The sequence below is a fragment of the Streptomyces sp. NPDC056479 genome, from assembly GCF_042795335.1.
In the GTDB taxonomy this organism is placed as follows: Bacteria; Actinomycetota; Actinomycetes; order Streptomycetales; family Streptomycetaceae; genus Streptomyces.
On the sequence record NZ_JBHTRZ010000006.1, the window covers coordinates 509,264 to 530,354 of the forward strand.

A 21,091-nucleotide genomic window follows, 5' to 3' on the forward strand; every position below is an offset into this window, starting at 1 on the left:
GATGGGTCTGCCGCGCGTCCGGGCTGCGTTTGCTAAGGGTGTTGTCCAGCACACCGTCGAACAGCCCGACCTGATCCAGGAGCTGGGACGTTCAGATCGTGCGCCATGCATACGGTGTTCCGAGGGGTGTCGATGCGCCAGTGCCCTGAGATTCGCGCACCGACATTCGGCGTCTTCTTACTTGGCGGCGTACTCGCCGTAGCCGTACTCCGGCGCGGCGGCCTTGGGAGCGGCCTCCGGCGCGGCGACGGGGGCGGCCTCCGGAGCGGCGACGGGCGCAGCCTCGGGAGCGGCGACGGGCGCAGCGGCGGCCTTGTCGGACGGGACACCCCACGTGGCCACGGCGTTGGCGGTCGAGGTGGCCACCGCGGTGACGACCTGGTCGCCGCCGTCCTCCTCGTGGGCGAAGGCGCTGCCGGCACCGATACCGAAGGCGGACAGTCCGGCGACCGCGGCGGCTACGACTGCAACGCGCTGAAACCTGCGCATAGTTAGACCCTTTCTTCCCGGGCACGAAGCCCTGGCTTGACTACTTAATGTGAGCATATACAAGCGAACCGTAGCAATTTGGGACCTTTGCCCCTTCTCTGTGTCGTGTCGGCCCATGCCAAAGACACCGGTGCGCACACCGATTTCCCTGAATGGGAAACGACCCTTGCCCGTGGTCGAGTCACGGGCGGCGCGGGCCGGTCACCCATTTGCCGACAACTCCGTTGTGGCGGCACGAAAACGGCGGATGGCCGGACCCGGTAACCCGGGTCCGGCCATCCGCCGTGCGAAGTCCCTCAGCCCAACAGGCGGGCGATCAACGGACTGGCGGCATCGGCCTTGTCATCACTGTTGTTGGCAGCGGGGGTGATGGGCGCCTCCGCCGAGGGCTGGGCGTTCTCGGCGCAGGTGATGTGGGGGCCGATCCGGGTCTGTCCGCCGGACAGCAGGCCGGGGGTGGGCAAGGTCAAGGGCTGCGTCGGCTGGCAGTTCACCGTCCGGCGCAGGATGAAGCCGTCACCCTCGGGCGTCTGGCCGGTGATCTGCTGGGTGCAGATGATGTTGCCCTGGGGGTCGAGGGTGCAGGCGCCCGGGCCCGCGGCGTGGGCCTGGGTGGCGCCGAAACAGGTCACGGCGAGGCCGCCGAGAAGCCCCGCGACAGCCATGAACTTCTTCCCGGTGAACATGTGTTGCGTCTCCTTTGTGGGGGGTTGTTCGCTTGCGAAGTGAAGGACTGACTGACAAAAGACAGACAAGGACCTACAAAGACCGACAAGGACCGACCCGAAGGCGGCCGATCCACGAGGGACCAACCGCTCATCGCCGCACCGCAGTTCAGGGCCGCCGCGAACGTGTACGGGCCGCAGGAGCGCCGGCGCGCTCCGGGCAACCGCACAGGAACGGGCCCCTTCGGGAACGACCCCGAAGGGGCCCGCGAGAGGCGTCGCGCACGACTACGTCGCCGACGTCAGCCGGTGAAGGCGTTGTTGAACTGACCACAAGTGGTGTCGAAGGTCTCGGAGAGACCGAGCACGGCGACCGGGACGTCGGTCGCGGCCACCGTCTGGGGGCTGCACTCCTGGTACGGGCGGTAAAGGTCCGACACGGACGGCGTGACGTCGTGGGCGACGCTGGTGCCGGCACCGATGGCGGACAGACCGCCGGCAGCCGCTGCGGCGATCATGACCTGGTGAAGCTTGCGCATGGAACCCTCGGATTTCATTACATGTACATTGAGGCTGATTGCCCACTGTGACTGAACGAACACTAGCAGTAGCGATCCTATTCCATGCCGGTGCATGTCCCGTGTCCCAATGGGGACATGGAGCCTCGAATAGGAATGGGAAAAGACGTGCGGGGCGGTGTCATTCGACAACCGCCCCGCCGTGAGCGAGAGCCCCCTGTCGGATTCGAACCGACGACCTGCTGTTTACAAGACAGCCGCTCTGGACCAACTGAGCTAAGGAGGCCTGCACGCGCGTCCCGCACGCGCCCGTGCAGTGTACCCAGGTTCCGAGAGGGCCCTGTCGAAAATTTCCGCGAAGTTCACATGCCCCCAGGTACTGACAGACCAGGCGAACGCCAGGTACCGTCCAGATCCAGTCCGCTCATGTGGACTAAACCAACCACCTTCCTACAACGGATCGTCCGGCACGTTCCTGCCGGTAGAAGGGGGCCCTTCACCATGGCCACTGTTTCGTTCGACAAGGCGACCCGGATCTACCCGGGCACCGAGAAGCCCGCCGTCGACGGTCTGGAGATCGAGGTCGGGGACGGCGAGTTCCTCGTCCTCGTCGGTCCGTCCGGCTGCGGCAAGTCCACCTCGCTCCGGATGCTCGCGGGGCTCGAGGACGTCAACGCCGGCGCCATCCGTATCGGTGACCGCGACGTCACGCACCTGCCGCCGAAGGACCGGGACATCGCCATGGTGTTCCAGAACTACGCGCTGTACCCGCACATGTCGGTCGCCGACAACATGGGCTTCGCGCTCAAGATCGCCGGCGTCAACAAGGCGGAGATCCGCAAGAAGGTCGAAGAGGCCGCGAAGATCCTCGACCTCTCCGACTACCTGGACCGCAAGCCGAAGGCCCTGTCCGGTGGTCAGCGCCAGCGTGTCGCCATGGGCCGCGCCATCGTGCGTGAGCCCCAGGTCTTCCTCATGGACGAGCCGCTGTCCAACCTGGACGCCAAGCTCCGCGTCTCCACCCGTACGCAGATCGCGTCGCTGCAGCGCCGTCTCGGCATCACCACCGTCTACGTCACCCACGACCAGGTCGAGGCCATGACGATGGGCGACCGGGTGGCAGTCCTCAAGGACGGTCTGCTCCAGCAGGTCGACACCCCGCGCAACATGTACGACCGCCCGGCCAACCTCTTCGTCGCCGGCTTCATCGGCTCCCCGGCCATGAACCTGGTCGAGGTCCCGATCACCGACGGCGGTGTGAAGTTCGGCAACTCGGTCGTGCCGGTGGACCGTGAGGCGCTCTCCGCCGCCACCGACAAGACCGTCACCGTGGGTGTCCGCCCCGAGCACTTCGACGTGGCCGGCTCCGACTCGGCTCAGGGCCTCGCGGTCACCGTCAACGTGGTCGAGGAGCTCGGCGCCGACGCGTACGTCTACGGCACCGCCAAGGTCGGCGAGGACTCCAAGGACCTCGTCGTCCGCGTGAGCGGCCGTGACGTGCCGGAGAAGGGCAGCACGCTGCACATCGTCCCGCGTTCGGGCGAGACCCACGTGTTCTCCACCTCCACGGGTGAGCGGCTCTCCGACTGAGCCAGGCCGAGGACAAACCGGCAGTACAACCCCGGGTAATTCACCCAGGTTGACGAAGAGGGCCCCGCAGAGCGCTGCGGGGCCCTTCTCGTTGTCGACAAATACCCCGGCATACCGGTCATTTCGAGCGCTGTGCGTCAACATGTCACCCGGGTTTCAAGGGTTCCTCGTCCCCCGAACCGGTGACTAAATGTCGCCATATCAGCACCGAACGCTACCCTCACTCGCGTGAAGCACTCCACCATCCAACAGACACGACGCGGCCACCGGGGCCCCGCCCGCCAGCTCGGCCGCACCATCGCCTTCGTCCTGCCCGTCGTCCTGGTGCTCTCCGGGACCCTCGCGGTCACCCGGGTCAACTGGTCGGGGAACCCCTCGGACTCGGTGCTCACCGCGACCGACGTATCGAGCGCGGGCGACGCCAAGCGCGCCGCCCCGCGCGCCCCGCAGGACGTGCTGCGCGACCAGCTGCTGACCGAGCTGCAGGAGAAGGACCCGGGCGTCGCCCTCACCCACCTCCAGCAGGCCGTCGACGAGCGGCCGTCCCTCGCCCGGCACTGCGCGTCGATCGCCCGTGCCCTCGGACGGGCGGCGGTGCGCATGTACGGTCCGACGCAGGCGCAGTCGTACTCGCGGCCCGTGTGCGACACGGCCTTCGCCTCGGGTGTCGCCACGGCGCACGGATAGCCCCGGGGGGCTGCTTTCAAGGAACGGTTGCCGGCGAATGCCGTGAGCGGGGCGCCGCGTACAGTTCGGGCATGACTGATCCGAACGCCGCGTCCCGCCCCGTTCAAGCCGTCATCCTGGCCGGGGGCCAGGGGTCCCGGCTGCGCCCGTACACCGACGACCGGCCCAAGCCGATGGTCGAGATCCCCGGTACGGGGACGCCGATCATCGGCCATCAGCTTTCCTGGCTGGCCGAGGAGGGTGTGACGGATGTGGTGATCAGCTGCGGCCATCTCGCCGAGGTGCTGCAGGACTGGCTGAAGTCGGCCGATCTTCCGGTGCGGGTCACGACCGTCGTCGAGACGGAGCCGCTCGGGCGCGGTGGCGGGCTGAAGTACGCGGCGTCGCATCTGCCGAACCCGGCGAAGCCCTGGTACGCCACGAACGGTGACATCTGGACGCGGTTCTCGCTGCGGGACATGGCGGACTTCCACACCGAGCGCGACGCCATGGCGACGCTCGCTCTCGCGCGGCCGCGCATCCCATGGGGTGCGGTACAGACGGACGGCTTCGGGCACATCACGGACTTCATCGAGTCCCCGCCCTCGACGTTCGAGATCAACGCGGGTGTGTACGTCTTCTCCCCCGCCTTCGCCGACCTGCTCCCCGAGCGCGGCGACCACGAACGCACGACGTTTCCCCACCTGGCCCGCGAGCGGCGGCTGGCCGGTTTCCCGATCCCGCAGGGCGCGTACTGGCGCGCCATCGACACGGCGAAGGATCTGACGGAGGCGGCCAAGGAGCTGGCGGCACTGGGGCGCTGACTCCGGATGCCTGCGGGGGCCCGTGCAGGGGTCTGTGCGGGTACTGAGGGCGTCGCGAAGCCAATGACGAGGGCCCCGGACGGAATGTCGTCCGGGGCCCTCGTCGTGCTCGGCGTTCGTGTGGGGTCAGCCGGTGGGGTCGGTGCCGAGCAGGCCGTCCACCGGCCCGCCTACCCCAACAGGCCGCCCACCAGTCCCGGTTCGTCGTCCGCGGAGCCGCCCGTGGAGCCGCCGCCGGAGCTGGGGCCCCCGGAGGTCGGGCCGGTGGTGGTGCTGGGGGCCTCGTCGGCGGGGGTGGTCTGCTGCGGTGGGGCCTGGCCCTCCGTGCCCTGGGTCTGGCTGGGCGTGCCCGCGCCCGTCGAGCCCGTGTCGCTGGTGGCGCCCGGCGTGGTCGCGGCGCCGGACGGGGTGGCCGCGCCCGAGGTCGCGCCCTGGGTGGGCGAGTTCGACGCCGACGGCGTCTTGTCGCGCAGCCTCTCCGACTCCTCGGGCAAGGGGGAACCCGGGAGTTCGTTGCGCGGGGCCTCGCCGGGCCCGGGGACCACCACACGGTCGGCGTCGCGGACCGCGCCGCCCAGCAGGGAACCGACCAGAAGGGTCAGGCCGGTGACGATCGCCGTGATCAGGGCACCACGGCGCAGGACGTAGTGGCGCAGCTCCCAGATGTCGGAGCGGGGGCCCAGACGTCGCCAGGCCATGCCCGCGAGGCGGCCGTCGATGGAGTAGACGGGGGCACCGGCGATGATCAGCGGGGACCAGGCGGCGAGATAGATGATGTCCGGGGCGTCGTAGGCGGGGACGCTCTTCCAGCTGACGGTGACCAGGAGCGCCGCGGACAGCAGGGCGCCGACGACCGCTGCGACCCGCTGCCAGCACCCCAGGACCGTGAGGACGCCCACGATCACCTGGAAGAAGGCGATGACCAGGCCGGAGCCCACGGGGTGCTCCAGCGCGAACTGGCGCAGTGGCTCCGCCACTTCCCAGGGGTGCAGCGTGTTCAGCCACTTGACCATGGAGCCGCGCTTGCCGCCGTCGAAGTAGACGGGGTCGCACAGCTTGCCCATGCCGGCGTAGATCGAGATGAAGCCGAGGAAGACCCGGAGCGGGAGCAGGACCACGCCGAGGTTCATCCGGCGGCCCGGGTAGTACGCGTGCCGCGCCGGGTCGTCGCCGGGGCGCTTGGGCGGGGCGCCGGATTCGTCCTCGCCTTCCGCCTGCTCGAACTCCTCGGCGGCGTACGCGAATTCCTCGTCGTACGCGCTCTCGACCGTGCGCATGTTCGGCAGCAGTCTGGTCTCGAGGGATTCGTGGGTGCGCTGCGGTCCCACGATCGGCGTCTCGACCGTCCGCGCCATCTCGTCGTCGTAGGCGCCGTCATAACCGACGCCGACGTCGACGCGCGGGATGACCTGGGTGCCGCCTCCGGCCGGGGCCGGTTCGTCGCCGTGGCGGACACTGCCGTCCCGCACGGCCTGGAGCAGGCGGTGGGCGCCGGTGTCGTCGGGCGCGGACGTGCCGTTCCAGACCGCGACCCGGCGGCGGGGGCCGGTGGCCGCGCCCGCTCTGCCGGCCGCGCCCACGACGGGGATGCGGGTGGTGTCCTCGGTGGCGCTCAAGTGCCGTGCGATCTGCGGGGATTTGGTACGCCCGGTCGACGCACCCAGCAACACGCGGAAGCTCGCGTGATTGACGATGATCTGCGCCGGATCGCTCGGCACCTTCACCATGCTCAGCGCGGGAGCGTCGTCGTATCCCGACGAACGGTCCCCCGTGGGTGTGCGGGGTGTTCTGGTGTCCACACTCAACTAACCGAGTGACGCGAGGTTAGGACACTGCTTTGACCGGTCCGATCTGTCCGGACCCCGTCAAGGATGCGCAGGTCGCACCACTGACACCAGAATTAACCCGCACGGGTGACGCCACGCATGCCTGTTCAGACGCGTCGACGGTTCGCCTCGTACAGCACGATGCCCGCCGCCACACCGGCGTTGAGCGACTCGGCGCCGCCCGGCATCGGGATCCGTACGCGGAAGTCGCACGTCTCGCCGACCAGGCGGGACAGGCCCTTGCCCTCGCTGCCGACCACGATGACCACCGGGCCCTCCAGGGCCTCCAGGTCGCCGAGTTCGACCTCACCGTCGGCGGCGAGGCCGACGACCACGAGGCCCGCCTTCTTGTACGCCTCCAGGGCACGGGTGAGGTTCGTGGCGCGGGCGACCGGGGTGCGGGCCGCGGTGCCCGCCGACGTCTTCCAGGCGCCGGCCGTCATGCCCGCCGCGCGGCGCTCGGGTACGACGACTCCGTGGCCGCCGAACGCGGAGACCGAGCGGACGACGGCGCCCAGGTTGCGCGGGTCCGTCACACCGTCGAGGGCGACGATGAGCGGGTCCTCGCCCTCGTCCGCGGCGGCGCCGGGCAGGTCCTCGGGGTGGGCGTACTCGTAGGGCGGGACCTGCAGGACCAGGCCCTGGTGGTTGAGGCCGTTCGTCATACGGTCCAGCTCGGGGCGCGGGGCCTCCATGAGGTTGATGCCGCCGCGCTCGCCGGCGAGCTGGAGGGCCTCGCGGACGCGCTCGTCGTTGTCGATGAACTGCTGGACGTAGAGGGTCGACGCCGGGACGCCCTCGCGCAGCGCCTCGACGACCGGGTTACGGCCGACGACCATCTCGGACGTGCCCTTGCCGCCGCGGCCACGCGGCGCGGGACGGCGTACGACCTGCTTCGCCTTCGCGTTGGCGACGCGGTTCTTCTTGTGTCCCTTGCGCATCTCGGCGGGCGGGGTCGGGCCCTTGCCTTCCAGGCCCTTGCGCCGCTGGCCGCCACTGCCGACCTGCGCGCCCTTCTTGCCGGACATGCGGCGGTTGTTCGCGGCCATGACCTACCTGTCTGTCGTAAAGCGTTCGTATGTACGTCTATGCAGTGTGCCGCCCGGAGGGCCGGGCGGCACAATCGATCTTCCGGAAGCCGACCCCGTCAGCGTGGGCCCAGGCTCCAGCGCGGGCCCTGGGGACTGTCCTCGATCACGAGGCCCGACTGGCCGAGCTGGTCGCGGATGGCGTCCGCGGTGGCCCAGTCCTTGCGGGAGCGGGCCGCCTCGCGCTGGTCGAGGACCATGCGGACGAGGCTGTCGACCACGCCGTGCAGATCCTCGCCGCGGTCGGTCTCGCCGGCCCAGTGCGGGTCGAGCGGGTCCAGGCCGAGCACGCCCAGCATGGCGCGGACCTCGGCGAGGCGCGCCACGGCGGCTTCCTTGTCGTCGGCGGCCAGGGCGCTGTTGCCCTGCCGGACGGTGGTGTGCACCACGGCGAGCGCCTGCGGGACGCCCAGGTCGTCGTCCATCGCCTCGGCGAAGGCGAGCGGGACCTCGGGGGCCGGCTCGACGACGCCCGCCTTCTCCACCACGCGCTGTACGAAGCCCTCGATGCGCGCGAACGCCGACTCGGCCTCGCGCAGGGCCTCCTCGCTGTACTCGATGGTGGAGCGGTAGTGCGGGGTGCCCAGGTAGTAGCGCAGCACGATCGGGCGCCACTGCTTGACCATCTCGGACACGAGCACGCTGTTGCCGAGCGACTTCGACATCTTCTCGCCGCTCATGGTGACCCAGGCGTTGTGCACCCAGTACTGGGCGAACTCGTCGCCGTAGGCCTTGGCCTGGGCGATCTCGTTCTCGTGGTGCGGGAAGATCAGGTCGAGGCCGCCGCCGTGGATGTCGAACGCGGAGCCGAGATACCGGTGCGCCATCGCCGAGCACTCCAGGTGCCAGCCCGGACGGCCCCGGCCCCACGGCGTCTCCCAGTCGGGCTCGCCGGGCTTGGCGGCCTTCCACATCGCGAAGTCGCGCGGGTCGCGCTTGCCGGTGATGCCCTCCTCGGCGGGCTGCCGCATCTCGTCGAGGTCCTGCCGGGACAGCTCCAGGTAGGAGGGCCAGGAACGGACGTCGAAGTAGACGCTGCCGTCCGCCTCGTAGGCATGTCCGCGCTCGATGAGGCCGCGCATCATCTCGACCATCTCGGTGACATGGCCGGTGGCGCGGGGCTCGTACGTCGGCGGGAGGCAGCCCAGGGCGGTGTAGCCGTCGGTGAAGGCGCGCTCGTTCTCGTAGCCGATGGACCACCAAGGGCGGTTCTGGTCGGCGGACTTGGTGATGATCTTGTCGTCGATGTCCGTGACGTTCCTGATGAACGTCACGTCATAGCCGCGGTAGGTGAACCAGCGGCGCATGATGTCGAAGTTGAGGCCGGAGCGGATGTGGCCGATGTGCGGTGCGGCCTGCACGGTGGCGCCACAGAGGTAGATCGAGACACAGCCCGGCTGGAGCGGGCTGAAATCACGGATCTGCCGGGCGCTGGTGTCGTACAGGCGAATCGTCACGACACCAGGGTAGTGGGCGGACGTCAGTGCCTGGTGCCTTCCGGCTGTTTGACCGTTTCGACCGCGGGCCGGTGGGGGTTGCGTGCGCCCCTGGGCCGGCACAGCCGCCTCAGCCGATGCGCACGACGAGCGCCGTGGCCACCGCCATCAGGCCCTCGTCACGGCCCGGGAAGCCGAGGCCGTCCGTGGTCGCGCCCGAGACCGACACCGGGGCGCCGGCCGCCTCCGACAGGATCTTCTGGGCCTCGTCCCGGCGCTTGCCGATCTTGGGGCGCGGGCCGACGACCTGGACCGCGATGTTGCCGATCCGGAAGCCCCCCTCGCGCACGATCCGGGCCGCCTCGGCGAGGAGTACGACGCCCGGAGCGCCCGACCACTCGGGGCGCCCCGTACCGAAGTGCTGACCGAGGTCACCCAGGCCGGCCGCCGAGAAGAGCGCGTTGCAGGCGGCGTGGGCGACGACGTCCGCGTCGGAGTGGCCGGCCAGTCCCGGGCCCTCGCCCTCCCACTTCAGGCCCGCGCACCACAGCTCGCGGCCCTCCTCGAAGGCGTGGATGTCGGTGCCGATGCCGACCTGGGGCAGCGGCATCGCCTGCTCAGAAGCCATCGTTCAGCCTCCGGCGGGCCAGGACCGCCTCCGCCAGGACCAGGTCCAGCGGGCGCGTGACCTTGAAGGCCTCCTCGTGGCCGGGAACCACCACGACCGTCAGGCCGAGCTGTTCGACCATGCTGGCGTCGTCGGTGACGTCGTTCGTCACCGTCTCGTGCGCACGGATCAGCGTGGCGCGGTCGAAGCCCTGCGGAGTCTGTACGGCACGGAGACGGGCGCGCACCGGGGTGGCCACCACCGGCTCCGGGTCCCCGGGGGTCCGCGCGGGCTCGACCTCCTTGACCGTGTCGGCGAGCGGCAGCGCGGGCACCACGGCCGGCGCCCCGTCCCGTACGGCCTCGATCACGGCGTCCACCGTGTCCACCGGCACCAGCGGGCGCGCCGCGTCGTGCACCAGGACGATCTCGCAGTCCGGCGGCAGCGCGTCCAGACCGAGCCTGACGGACTCCTGACGACTCTCGCCGCCGGGGACCACCAGAAAGTCGGTGCGATCGGGCAGCGCGTGCGCGTCGAGCAGCGACTTGACCTCGGCGGTGCCGTCGGGCGGAGCGACCACGACCACCAGGGAGACCGCGCGGGACGCGGCCAGCGCGCGGACGGCGTGGATGAGCATGGGCGTGCCGTTCAGCGCGCGAAGCGCTTTGGGGGCGCCCGGGCCGAGGCGCACGCCCCGTCCTGCGGCCGGAATCACGACGGCCGTACGGGTCCCGGCGGAGATTCCGGTGCGAACTTCCGAGGGCGAAGGGCGCGAATCGTCAGACATCGGTTCCTGTCAGGTTTGTGTGCTCGGCCTACTTGGGTATGGCCACAGCGTGCCGGGCGCGAAGCCTTGACCGCACCCTTCCGTGACAGCGGTCGAGCATGCTGCCCGGGCCCGGCACATCAAGTATCGGGGGCACCCGAGGCAGGGACGTACGGCGTCTGTGAGCGAACATGCCGCAGCGCCCGGCGACAGCAAATACGTCATCGGGCACCGCGGCACTTTGTTGAATAGCTCAGCACTGTGCTGAACCGAGGCGGATGGACCGCGTCAGGACGCGAGAACCTCGTCGAGCAGGGCCTCGGCCTTGTCCTCGTTGGTGTTTTCCGCGAGGGCGAGTTCGCTCACCAGGATCTGGCGGGCCTTGGCGAGCATGCGCTTCTCACCGGCGGAGAGTCCGCGCTCGCGCTCACGACGCCACAGGTCACGCACGACTTCCGCGACCTTGATGACATCGCCGGAGGCGAGCTTCTCCAGATTTGCCTTGTAACGACGCGACCAGTTCGTGGGCTCCTCGGCGTACGGCGCGCGCAGCACCTCGAAGACCCGGTCCAGCCCGTCCTGACCGACCACATCACGCACGCCGACGAACTCCGCATTGTCCGCTGGCACACGTACCGTCAGGTCACCCTGGGCGACCTTCAGCACCAAGTAGGTCTTGTCCACGCCTTTGATCTGGCGAGTTTCGATGGCCTCGATCAGCGCGGCCCCGTGATGGGGATAGACCACGGTGTCGCCAACCTTGAACGTCATGTGACAGGTACCCCTTCCGTGGCTATCCAGAGTAACACGGAAACGGCGGGTTCTGAATGGCGTTTTCGCAGGTCAGGGCATATCTCGGGGCTTGACAACTCCAACAGGAACGTGCTGCGCGGGCCGACCGGAAGAAGGTATTCGCAGGTGGGAGCGGCTCTGCGGGCGAGGTGAAACGCGTACGTTACACACATCCGGCGGCGCCTCCGAGTGGTCGAACGTACACAAATGTCTGGTTCCATGTGTGCGACTTCCGCTACTCCGTTCGGCGTCCCGAGTCGGGTGCCGGACGATTCTCGGAATTGATCACGGCCAGGTCGACGGTGTGATCGTTGATCAATTCCGGGAGGGCCGTGCATTCCTTCACGGAAATTTTGCGGGGGTGCTTGCGAGGGGCTTATGTGAATGACGGACGAGCGGGCCCGCAATGTGACTCCCGGGTCACTTGTGGGTGAAGTACCGGGTGGCGGAAGAGGTACTTCGACGGCAGTTCGGCGCTGAGGGGAGGGTCGGGTGCGGTCGCGCCGGAACGGCTCGGTAACCTAAGGCCGCTGACAGACCCTTAGGGCGGCTTTACGCCTCCGCCCGTTCGAGTCAAGGAGTTGCCGCCGCCGTGAGCAGCAGCCTTCGACGCGGCGCACTCGCCGCCGCCGCCCTCGCGTTCTCGATCACCTCGCTCGCCGCTTGCGCCGCCGGCAACAACGCCCAGACCCTGGAGATCAAGCCGGACAACGCGGCCACCAGCGTCGGCGACATCAAGATCCAGAACGCCACCGTCATCACCCAGCCCGACCTGGAGTCGACCGGCCCCGCCGTGGTCTCCGCGACGCTGTTCAACTCCGGCAGCACCGCGCAGACGCTGGACGCCATCAAGGTGGACGACACCGACAAGACCGCCGAGCTCAAGGCCGCCAAGGGCGGCAGCCTGACCATCCCGGCCGGTGGCAGGCTGATCCTCGGCGGCAAGGACAACGCCTCCGCCGTGCTGCCCAGCAGCCGTGAGGCGATCCGGGACGGCAACGCCCAGAAGATCACCTTCACCTTCAGCAAGACCGGTGACGTGAGCCTGCGTGCCTTCGTCGTGCCGGCCGAGAGCTTCTTCAAGGGCTGGGGCCCGAGCGAGGTCCCGTCGACGCCGGATACGACGGCCTCGCCGAGCGGTTCGCCCACCGGATCCCCGGGCGCCGAGGCCACGCCGACCGGCGAGGCCTCCGGGAGCGCGACGGAGACCGCCGGTGCCGGGGCGGGTGCCGGGGCGGGCGACGAGGCCGGTACGCCGACCGCGTCCGACAGCGCCTCTCAGTCGGCGGCCGGCCACTGAGCGGTCGTAGAACCCGTAGCACGTAGAAGAAGGGCGGGACCCCCGACTCCGGGGGTCCCGCCCTTCTTCCGCGTGGCGCTCGTGCGCCGCGTCGGTTTACGGCTCGAACTTGTAGCCGAGGCCGCGCACCGTCACCAGGTACCGAGGCGCGCCCGGGTCCGGCTCGATCTTGGCGCGCAGACGCTTGACGTGGACGTCGAGGGTCTTGGTGTCACCGACGTAGTCGGCACCCCAGACCCGGTCGATGAGCTGCATACGGGTCAGCACACGGCCCGCGTTGCGCAGCAGCATCTCCAGCAGGTCGAACTCCTTCAGCGGAAGGTCGACCTTGGAGCCGGAGACCGTGACCACGTGGCGGTCCACGTCCATCCGGACGGGGCCCGCCTCCAGGGCGGCCGGCGTCACCTCCTCCGGCTCGCCGCGACGGCGCAGGACCGCCCGGATACGGGCGACCAGCTCGCGCGAGGAGAACGGCTTGGTGACGTAGTCGTCGGCTCCTATTTCCAGGCCGACCACCTTGTCGATCTCACTGTCCTTGGCGGTGACCATGATCACCGGGACATTTGAACGGCCGCGCAGCTGGCGGCAGACCTCCGTGCCCGGCAGGCCGGGCAGCATCAGGTCGAGGAGGACGAGGTCGGCGCCGTTGCGCTCGAACTCGTCGAGACCATCGGGCCCGGTGGTCGCAACCGCGACCTCGAAGCCCTCCTTGCGGAGCATGTACGACAGGGCGTCGGAGAAGGACTCCTCGTCCTCGACGACAAGCACTCGGGTCACGGAAGGACCTCCGGGGCGGAAAGCGTTTCGTACGCAGGTGAGTCGGGGGAAGTGGGGGATTTGGATAGTGCGGGCTGCCCGGCCTCGTCGTCGAGATCGGGGTGCTGCTGTGCGCGGTCGCGGGCCGCACCCGCCTCCGGCAACCGGAGGGTGAACGTGGAGCCCTGTCCCTCGGAGCTCCACACCGTGACCTCCCCGCCGTGCGAGGCGGCCACGTGCTTGACGATCGCGAGACCGAGGCCGGTGCCACCAGTGGCACGGGAACGGGCCGGGTCGACGCGGTAGAAGCGCTCGAAGATGCGCTCCTTGTCCTTTTCCGAGATGCCGATGCCCTGATCGGTCACGGCGATCTCGATATGGTCCCCGCCCGGGGCGGTGAGCCGGCGTGCGGCGATGCCGACGCGGGTGCGGGCGGGCGAGTAGTTGACGGCGTTCTCGACGAGATTGCCGAGGGCGGCGGCGAGCTGGCCGCGGTTGCCCCAGATGCTGAGTTCCTCGACGCCGCCGGCCGCCATGGTGATCTGCTTCGTCCCGGCGGCGTGCCGGCAGCGGTCCATGGCCTCGGCGACGAGCTCGTCGACGCGGACGGGCTCGGCGTCCTCCAGCGGATCGTCGTTCTGCACCCGGGACAGGTCGATGAGCTCCTGCACCAGGTTGGTGAGCCGGGTCGCCTCGATCTGCATCCGGCCCGCGAAGCGCTCCACGGCCTCGGGGTCGTCGGAGGCGTCCATGACGGCCTCGGACAGCAGGGAGAGCGCGCCGACCGGCGTCTTCAGCTCATGGCTCACATTGGCGACGAAATCACGTCGGACCGCCTCTATGCGCCGGGCCTCGGTGAGGTCCTCGACCAGGAGCAGGACGAGGCGGGAGCCGAGGGGCGCGACACGGGCGGACACGGCGAGCGCCTCGCCGCGTCCGGTGCCACGCCTGGGCAGATCCAGCTCGACCTGCCGTATCTCACCGTCACGTCTGGTGTCCCGGGCCATCTGGAGCATCGGCTCGACCGAGAGCTTGCCGCCGCGCACCAGACCGAGGGCGTATGCCGCCGAGCTGGCCTTGACGACCGCGTCCCCCTCGTCGAGGACCACCGCGGAGGAGCGCAGCACCGACAGGACCGTGTCCACGCCGGGCGGCAGGACAGGGTCGGTGTGCAAAGAGGTCCTGGTGGGTCGCTTCAGGTCGCGCTCGCTCCAGCGGAACGCCAGCATGGCGATCACACCGGTAAGAACCCCGGCGATCGCTGCCGCTGCGGCGACCGCCGCGTTCACGTCCATGCACCCAGGTTAGGCATGTCGCGGGCACTGCCCACAGCCGTCGGAGTGCGAGCTCGAACACTCGTCGCCCAGAGTTCACCTTGGAGCCAGTGTTGGTTCATTTGGGGTGGCGGAAACGGACGCGTAGAACCCGGATCGTGAGGTCGTGGGGTTCGTACGGCCTGTTCTGCGCGTAGATCACACCGTCGGTTTAGCGTAGAGATCGCACTGGCGGTTTCACGACAGTCCGACTGTCGTTTTCACGACGGTCTTACTGTCGGAGGTCCTGACCGTAGGACTGCCGGTCCGAATCAACGACAGGGCTGCCGGTCCGACGACAGTCTCCTGGCCTCCGGAACCCCCGAGGCAGACGTAAGAGAGGGACCCTGATGCGGGACGCGTACCACGAGGAACTGGACTCGATCGGCGACAGTCTGGTGGAGATGGCCCGGCTGGTCGGGTCGGCGATCGGGCGCGCCACGGCGGCGATCCTCGACACCGACCTGAAGCTGGCCGAGAGCGTGATCGAGGGCGACCAGAAGGTCGACGACCTCCAGCACGACCTGGAGGGCCGGGCCATAGCCCTGCTGGCGCGCCAGCAGCCGGTGGCCACGGACCTCCGGATAGTCGTCACCTCGCTCCGTATGTCGGCGGACCTGGAGCGCTCCGGCGACCTGGCCCAGCACGTGGCGAAGCTCACGCGGCTGCGCTACCCCGAGCGCGCCATCCCGCTGGACCTGCACGCGACCATCCTGGAGATGGGCCAGCTCGCGCAGCGCCTGATGGCGAAGGCGGCCGAGGTGATCGTCACCAAGGACGTAGACCTGGCGCTCCAGCTGGAGCAGGACGACGACGCGATGGACCTCCTCCACCGCACGCTCTTCCAGCACCTGATGGACGAGCGCTGGAAGCACGGCATCGAGACGGCGGTCGACGTGACGCTGCTCGGCCGCTACTACGAGCGCTACGCCGACCACGCGGTGGCGGTCGCCAAGCGCGTGGTCTACCTGGTGACGGGTGAGCACGCGGATGAGCTTCAGCCCGACATCCAGCCCGACATCCAGCCGGTTTCGGGGGCGGAGGGGGCGTAGCCCGCTTCGTGCCGGGGGCTCGGGCCGGGAACGGCTCGGGCCTCTGTGCGCCGTTGATGCGCCTGGCGGAGCGGGCATGGAATGGGCACAGGCACCAGCCCCGAGGAGGGACCATGGCCGAATCCCCCAGCACGCCCGGCACGACGCCCGACCCCACCCAGGAACGCCCGACCGAGCAGCCCGCCGACATCAGGAGCCTCCCGCTCTTCGGCGCCTGCGGCTGCGGCTCGGGGTGCGGGTGCGGATGCCAGTCCGGGAACCCCTGCCAGTGCGGGTGAGCGTGTAGGACACGAAGACACCGCGGCGTACGACGCCGTGGATCTCGTACGACGACGAAGGGCCCCGGCGCGACGGCCGGGGCCCTTCGTCGTACGTGACCTAGGGCAGTGCCTGCTCGGCCCAGATCACCTTGCCCTGTGCGGAGTACCGCGTGCCCCAGCGCTCGGTCATCTGTGAGACCAGGAACAGACCCCGGCCTCCCTCGTCGGTCGTCGCGGCGTACCGCAGATGCGGCGAGGTGCTGCTGGCGTCGGAGACCTCGCAGATCAGCGTGCGGTCGCGGATCAGCCGTACATGGATCGGCTCACAGCCGTAGCGGATGGCGTTGGTGATCAGTTCGCTCAGGACGAGTTCCATGGCGAAGCCGAGTTCGGCCAGACCCCATTGCTCCAGCTTGGCCGACACGGCTTCACGCATCCCCGACACGGCCGACGGGTCGGGCGGCACGTCCCAGTCGGCGACCTGGTCGGGCGGGAGCGCCCGGGTGCGGGCGATGAGCAGGGCGACGTCGTCCTTGGGGCCCGCGGGAAGCAGTCCGTCCACCACCGCCTGGCAGCTCTCCTCCGGCGACCGGTCGGGGCGGCCGGTCAGCTCCTTGCGCAGCAGTTCCTGGCCCACGTCCAGGTCGCGGGTACGGTCCTCGATGAGGCCGTCGGTGTACAGGACGAGCTGGGTGCCGTCGGCGAGGTCGAGTTCGGCCGTCTCGAACGGCATGCCGCCGAGGCCGAGCGGCGGCCCGCCCGGCAGGTCGGGGTAGATGACCTCGCCGTCGGGGCGGACCAGCGCGGGCGCCGGGTGGCCCGCACGCGACATCACACAGCGGCGCGTCACGGGGTCGTAGATCGCATAGAGGCAGGTGGCGCCCACGACCTCCGCGGTCGTCTCCGCGCGGGCCTCGTCCTGGTCGATGCGGCCGACGAGGTCGTCGAGGTGGCTCAGCAGTTCGTCGGGCGGCAGGTCGAGCGTGGAGAAGTTGTGCACCGCGGTGCGCAGCCGGCCCATCGTCGCCGCCGCGTGCAGGCCGTGGCCGACCACGTCGCCGACGACCAGCGCCACCCGGCTCCCCGGCAGCGGGATCACATCGAACCAGTCCCCGCTCACCCCCGACTGGGCCGGGATGTAGCGGGAGCCGACGTCGAGTGCGCTCTGCTCGGGCAGGGCACGCGGCAGCAGACTGCGCTGGAGGGTGACCGCGAGGGCGTGCTCGCGGGTGAACCGGCGGGCGTTGTCGATGCTGACCGCGGCACGCGCCACCAGCTCGTCGGCCAGCGACAGCTCCTCCTCGTCGAACGGGTCGTGCTGCTTGGTACGCCAGAAGTTGACCATGCCCAGCACCGCGCCGCGGGCCTGGATCGGGGCGGTGATGAGCGAGTGGATGCCGTAGTCGAGGATCTGCCAGGTGCGTTCCGGGTCCTGCGCCTGCCAGCCGGTCGCCGTCGTCAGGTCGGGCACCAGCTCGGAGCGCCCGGTGCCGTAGCCGCGTGCCTGCGGGGTGGAGGGCAGGAAGTCGATCAGCCGGCCCCGTTCGTAGAGGGGGTGGTCGTCCCGGATGCCGTGCGCGGCGACCCGGCACATGTCGGTCGCCGTGGGGGATGGCTCCTCGCCCTGCACGACGCCGGCGGCCAGGTCCACGGTCACGAAGTCGGCGAAGCGGGGTACGGCGATCCGCGCCAGCTCATCGGCCGTGCGGGCCACGTCGAGGGTGGTGCCGACGCCCAGGCCCGCGTCGTACAGCAGCTTGAGCCGCTCCCGTGCGATCTCCGCCCTGCCCGAGACCGCTTGCAGTTCGGTGGTGTCGCGGAGTGTCACCACCGTCGCCCCCGGGCCGGGGCCCTGGTCCGTGTGCCGCTGGTTGATCGCCAGCAGCCGTTCGCCCGCGAAGTGCACCTCGTCGGTGGCCTCACGTCCGGAGACGAGCAGGTCCACCATTTCGTCCTCGAGACCGGACAGCTGCCCGACCTGCCGTCCATCGGCGTCCGGGGACAGCTCCAGCAGCCTCCTGGCCTCGTCGTTCGCCAGCAGCAGCCGTCCGTCGTCGTCGATGATGAGCACGCCCTCGCGCACGGAGTGCAGCACGGCGTCGTGGTGCTCGTACATGCGGTTCATCTCGTGCGCGGCCAGGCTGTGGGTCTGGCGGCGCAGCCTTCTGCTCACCAGCGCCGTGCCGGCCGTCGACACCACGAGCGCTCCGGCCCCGGCGGCCAGGATGATCGGCAGTTGCCGGTACACCTCGCCGGTCACGTTCTTGACCTTCAGCCCGGCGGAGACCAGGGCGGTCACCCGGCCCTCGGCGTTGTTGATCGGAACGGTCGCCTGAACCTCGTCGCCCAGCGGGCCGTGGACGCTCTCGGTGTACACCTTGCCCGTCAGGGACGGCCCGATCGTGCCCACGAACCGCTTGCCGATCCGGTCCGGCATGGGGTGGGTGTAGCGGATCCCCTTGGTGTCCATGACCACGATGAAGTCCACTCCCGCGGTGCTGCGCCCGGCTTCGGTGAGCGGCTGGAGCACCTTCGAGGGGTCGGATGCCTTCAGCGCCTCGAGGACGCCCGGGGAGTGCGCGAACGTCTGGGCCACGGCTATGGAACGGCGCTTCGCCTCGGTCCGGGTGTCCCGGCTCGACTGCAGAATCAGGGCGACGACACCGCAGACCACGAGCAGCACGACCAACGCCACCTGCAGCACGAACACCTGGCCGGCGACACTCCGAGGGCTCTTGCCGACCAGCGAGCGAAGCGGGATCCACTCAAACCGGTCGAATCGGTCGGACATGGGGGCATTTGTAGCATCGGCGCTACCTGCTGGCTATGGGTTGTCCAAGCAATGGACCAGGATCCGCGATGGGCCCAGGGCATGAAAATGCCCCCGACCCGCACCATAAGTGCAGCTCAGGGGCATGATCACAAAGGCTACTTCTTCTTGCCCTGATTCTTGACCGCCTCGATCGCCGCCGCAGCCGCCTCCGGGTCGAGGTACTTGCCGCCCGGCGTCACCGGCTTGAAGTCGGCGTCGAGCTCGTAGTAGAGCGGGATGCCCGTCGGGATGTTCAGGCCCGAGATCTCCTCGTCCGAGATGCCGTCCAGGTGCTTGACCAGGCCGCGGAGGCTGTTGCCGTGGGCCGCGACCAGGACCGTGCGGCCGGTCAGGAGGTCGGGGACGATGCCGTCGTACCAGTACGGGAGCATGCGCAGGACGACGTCCTTCAGGCACTCCGTGCGGGGGCGGAGCTCCGGCGGGATCGTCGCGTAGCGCGGGTCGTCCGACTGGGAGAACTCCGTGCCGTCCTCGAGCGGCGGCGGCGGGGTGTCGTAGGAGCGGCGCCACAGCATGAACTGCTCCTCGCCGAACTCCGCGAGGGTCTGCGCCTTGTCCTTGCCCTGGAGGGCGCCGTAGTGGCGCTCGTTCAGGCGCCAGCTGCGGTGGACCGGGATCCAGTGACGGTCGGCGGATTCGAGGGCCAGCTGCGCGGTGCGGATCGCGCGCTTCTGGAGGGACGTGTGGACCACGTCGGGCAGAAGGTCGGCGTCCTTCAGGAGCTCGCCACCGCGGACTGCCTCCTTCTCGCCCTTCTCGTTGAGGTTGACGTCCACCCAGCCGGTGAACAGGTTCTTCGCGTTCCACTCGCTCTCGCCGTGGCGGAGGAGGATCAGCTTGTACGGTGCGTCGGCCATGCCTCAGAGCGTAATCCACGCATTCGGGCCCCAGGAGGCCCGCCCACCAGCCGGACAGCCGCCTGACAGTTGACGGGATCCGTTAATTGAGTGGCCTCCCCGAGTGGCGCGTTTGTAAGTTGCGGTTGCCGCCTTGGCTACTTACATCCAACACGTGGGGACCCCTATGCCGCTCGCCGCCCTGAGACGCGCCACCCGAGAAACCGTCTCCGGGCTTCCCCGCGAGTTCTGGTGGCTGTGGACCAGCACGCTGGTGAACCGGCTCGGCGCCTTCGTCGCCACCTTCATGGCCCTGTACCTCACCCTCGACCGCGGCTACTCCGCCACCTACGCCGGTCTGGTCGCCGCGCTGCACGGGCTCGGCGGGGTCGTCTCGTCGATCGGGGCCGGGGTCATGACCGACCGGCTCGGGCGGCGGCCGACGCTGCTGGTGGCGCAGGCCTCCACCGCCGTGTCCGTGGCCGTGCTCGGGTTCGTGCACCACCCCGTCGCCATCGCCGGCGTCGCCTTCCTCGTCGGTGCGGCCTCGAACGCGTCCCGGCCCGCCGTGCAGGCGATGATGGCCGACATCGTGCGGCCCGAGGACCGGGTGCGGGCCTTCTCGCTCAACTACTGGGCCATCAACCTCGGGTTCGCCATCTCCTCCATGGCGGCCGGGTTCATCGCCGAGGTCAGTTATCTCGCCGGGTTCCTGATCGAGGCGGGGATGACGGCCGTCTGCGCGGTCGTGGTGTTCGTGAAGCTGCCGGAGTCACGGCCCGCGGTGGAGCACACCAAGGGGGGCGAGGACCAGGTCGGGCTCGGCACCGTTCTGCGCGACGGGCGCTTCATGACCGTGGTCGGGCTGTCCTTCCTGGTCGCCCTCGTCTTCCAGCAGGGCTCGATCGGACTGCCGATCGCCATGGGCGACGCGGGGTTCTCGCCCGCGGACTACGGCCTGGCCATCGCCGTCAACGGCGTCCTGATCGTCGCTCTCCAGATCCCGGTCACGCGGTTCATCGAACGCCGGGACGTGGGACGGATCCTCATCGTTTCCTCGCTGCTCGCCGGGTACGGCTTCGGGCTCACCGCGTTCGCCGGCTCGGTCGGCGTCTTCGCCCTGACGGTGTGCGTATGGACCCTGGGCGAAATGCTGAACGCCCCCACCCAGACCGGTCTCGTCGTCCGCCTCTCCCCCGCCCACGGGCGCGGCCGCTACCAGGGCATGTACACCCTGTCCTGGGCGGTGGCGGCCCTGGTCGCCCCGCTGATGTCCGGCTTCGTCATCGACCGCTTCGGCGCCGAGTGGCTGTGGGGGCTGTGCGCGCTCGTCGGCACCGCGGCGGCGATCGGATACGGCGCCCTGATGCGCCGCCTCCCGGCAACGGAACCGGCAGCCACCGGCACCCCGTCCGACGCGAAGCCGGAGGTCAGCGCGGCATGACCACGTCCACCGCGCCGACGGTATGGTGCG

20 protein-coding genes and 1 tRNA gene are annotated in these 21,091 nt (G+C 69.6%); 7 read left to right on the forward strand and 14 right to left on the reverse strand.

The genetic code is table 11. The annotated features are described in order from the left end of the window. Nucleotides 1–177: 177 nt before the first annotated feature. From ACFQ6S_RS25770 to ACFQ6S_RS25785, 4 genes are all read right to left on the reverse strand, one after another. A complete protein-coding gene (locus tag ACFQ6S_RS25770; protein WP_383414208.1) occupies nt 178–489 on the reverse strand; it encodes a hypothetical protein in 312 nt (103 codons plus the stop codon). Nucleotides 490–785: 296 nt separating this feature from the next. Continuing rightward, nucleotides 786–1,175: a hypothetical protein gene (locus ACFQ6S_RS25775; protein ID WP_383414211.1), complete on the reverse strand. Its 390-nt coding sequence runs from the start codon at nt 1,173–1,175 to the stop codon at nt 786–788. 281 nt (nt 1,176–1,456) lie between these two features. Continuing rightward, nucleotides 1,457–1,693 carry a hypothetical protein gene (locus tag ACFQ6S_RS25780; protein WP_383414214.1) on the reverse strand — a complete coding sequence of 79 codons (237 nt, stop codon included), beginning with the start codon at nt 1,691–1,693 and terminating at the stop codon, nt 1,457–1,459. 190 nt (nt 1,694–1,883) lie between these two features. Next, nucleotides 1,884–1,958: transfer RNA gene (locus tag ACFQ6S_RS25785), tRNA-Thr, on the reverse strand. A 215-nt stretch (nt 1,959–2,173) separates the two neighbouring features. Here ACFQ6S_RS25785 and ACFQ6S_RS25790 point away from each other — a divergent pair. The 3 genes from ACFQ6S_RS25790 (at nt 2,174) to ACFQ6S_RS25800 (ending at nt 4,752) form a co-directional block, all read left to right on the forward strand. Then, a complete protein-coding gene (locus tag ACFQ6S_RS25790; protein WP_383414216.1) occupies nt 2,174–3,262 on the forward strand; it encodes an ABC transporter ATP-binding protein in 1,089 nt (362 codons plus the stop codon). 228 nt (nt 3,263–3,490) lie between these two features. Continuing rightward, the gene (locus tag ACFQ6S_RS25795; protein ID WP_383414219.1) at nt 3,491–3,949 is read left to right on the forward strand and encodes a hypothetical protein; all 459 of its coding nucleotides are present in this window, start codon (nt 3,491–3,493) and stop codon (nt 3,947–3,949) included. Between the two features lie 71 nt (nt 3,950–4,020). Then, entirely contained in the window at nt 4,021–4,752 is a 732-nt protein-coding gene (locus ACFQ6S_RS25800; protein ID WP_383414222.1) for an NDP-sugar synthase, read from the forward strand. Between the two features lie 170 nt (nt 4,753–4,922). On the opposite strand, the gene ACFQ6S_RS25805 is transcribed toward ACFQ6S_RS25800, so the two are convergent. From ACFQ6S_RS25805 to ACFQ6S_RS25830, 6 genes are all read right to left on the reverse strand, one after another. Beyond that, nucleotides 4,923–6,551, reverse strand: coding sequence for a DoxX family membrane protein (locus ACFQ6S_RS25805; protein ID WP_383414546.1), 1,629 nt, complete (start codon nt 6,549–6,551; stop codon nt 4,923–4,925). 134 nt (nt 6,552–6,685) lie between these two features. Beyond that, nucleotides 6,686–7,627 (reverse strand): 23S rRNA (guanosine(2251)-2'-O)-methyltransferase RlmB, encoded by a 942-nt coding sequence (gene rlmB, locus ACFQ6S_RS25810; RefSeq protein ID WP_383414225.1) that lies wholly within the window; start codon nt 7,625–7,627, stop codon nt 6,686–6,688. 98 nt (nt 7,628–7,725) lie between these two features. After that, nucleotides 7,726–9,123, reverse strand: coding sequence for a cysteine--tRNA ligase (gene cysS / locus ACFQ6S_RS25815; protein WP_383414228.1), 1,398 nt, complete (start codon nt 9,121–9,123; stop codon nt 7,726–7,728). Between the two features lie 109 nt (nt 9,124–9,232). Next, on the reverse strand, nt 9,233–9,730 hold the full coding sequence (gene ispF / locus ACFQ6S_RS25820) for a 2-C-methyl-D-erythritol 2,4-cyclodiphosphate synthase (RefSeq protein ID WP_383414230.1): 498 nt from the start codon (nt 9,728–9,730) through the stop codon (nt 9,233–9,235). Further along, nucleotides 9,720–10,496 (reverse strand): 2-C-methyl-D-erythritol 4-phosphate cytidylyltransferase, encoded by a 777-nt coding sequence (gene ispD, locus ACFQ6S_RS25825; RefSeq protein WP_383414232.1) that lies wholly within the window; start codon nt 10,494–10,496, stop codon nt 9,720–9,722. The genes ispF and ispD overlap by 11 nt, the downstream gene beginning before the upstream one ends. Before the next feature lie 267 nt (nt 10,497–10,763). Next, on the reverse strand, nt 10,764–11,246 hold the full coding sequence (locus ACFQ6S_RS25830) for a CarD family transcriptional regulator (protein WP_003953493.1): 483 nt from the start codon (nt 11,244–11,246) through the stop codon (nt 10,764–10,766). 613 nt (nt 11,247–11,859) lie between these two features. Between ACFQ6S_RS25830 and ACFQ6S_RS25835 the strand changes: the two genes are divergently transcribed. Next, entirely contained in the window at nt 11,860–12,567 is a 708-nt protein-coding gene (locus ACFQ6S_RS25835) for a DUF461 domain-containing protein (protein ID WP_383414235.1), read from the forward strand. A gap of 96 nt (nt 12,568–12,663) precedes the next feature. Here ACFQ6S_RS25835 and ACFQ6S_RS25840 read toward each other — a convergent pair whose 3' ends face one another. Next, complete coding sequence (locus ACFQ6S_RS25840) at nt 12,664–13,344, reverse strand: response regulator transcription factor (protein ID WP_015659563.1); 681 nt, start codon at nt 13,342–13,344, stop codon at nt 12,664–12,666. Beyond that, nucleotides 13,341–14,618 carry a sensor histidine kinase gene (locus ACFQ6S_RS25845; protein ID WP_383414237.1) on the reverse strand — a complete coding sequence of 426 codons (1,278 nt, stop codon included), beginning with the start codon at nt 14,616–14,618 and terminating at the stop codon, nt 13,341–13,343. The genes ACFQ6S_RS25840 and ACFQ6S_RS25845 overlap by 4 nt, the downstream gene beginning before the upstream one ends. A gap of 368 nt (nt 14,619–14,986) precedes the next feature. On the opposite strand from ACFQ6S_RS25845, the gene phoU reads away from it, so the two are divergent. Continuing rightward, nucleotides 14,987–15,688, forward strand: a complete 702-nt coding sequence (gene phoU, locus ACFQ6S_RS25850) for a phosphate signaling complex protein PhoU (protein WP_383414240.1) — start codon at nt 14,987–14,989, stop codon at nt 15,686–15,688. 113 nt (nt 15,689–15,801) lie between these two features. After that, nucleotides 15,802–15,966 (forward strand): hypothetical protein, encoded by a 165-nt coding sequence (locus ACFQ6S_RS25855; protein ID WP_148000054.1) that lies wholly within the window; start codon nt 15,802–15,804, stop codon nt 15,964–15,966. Between the two features lie 100 nt (nt 15,967–16,066). Here ACFQ6S_RS25855 and ACFQ6S_RS25860 read toward each other — a convergent pair whose 3' ends face one another. Both ACFQ6S_RS25860 and ACFQ6S_RS25865 read right to left on the reverse strand, forming a co-directional pair. Beyond that, a complete protein-coding gene (locus ACFQ6S_RS25860) occupies nt 16,067–18,739 on the reverse strand; it encodes a SpoIIE family protein phosphatase (RefSeq protein WP_383414243.1) in 2,673 nt (890 codons plus the stop codon). Nucleotides 18,740–18,876: 137 nt separating this feature from the next. Further along, the gene (locus tag ACFQ6S_RS25865) at nt 18,877–19,638 is read right to left on the reverse strand and encodes a phosphoglyceromutase (RefSeq protein WP_383414245.1); all 762 of its coding nucleotides are present in this window, start codon (nt 19,636–19,638) and stop codon (nt 18,877–18,879) included. A gap of 166 nt (nt 19,639–19,804) precedes the next feature. On the opposite strand from ACFQ6S_RS25865, the gene ACFQ6S_RS25870 reads away from it, so the two are divergent. Next, a complete protein-coding gene (locus tag ACFQ6S_RS25870) occupies nt 19,805–21,061 on the forward strand; it encodes an MDR family MFS transporter (RefSeq protein ID WP_383414549.1) in 1,257 nt (418 codons plus the stop codon). Nucleotides 21,062–21,091: the final 30 nt, after the last annotated feature.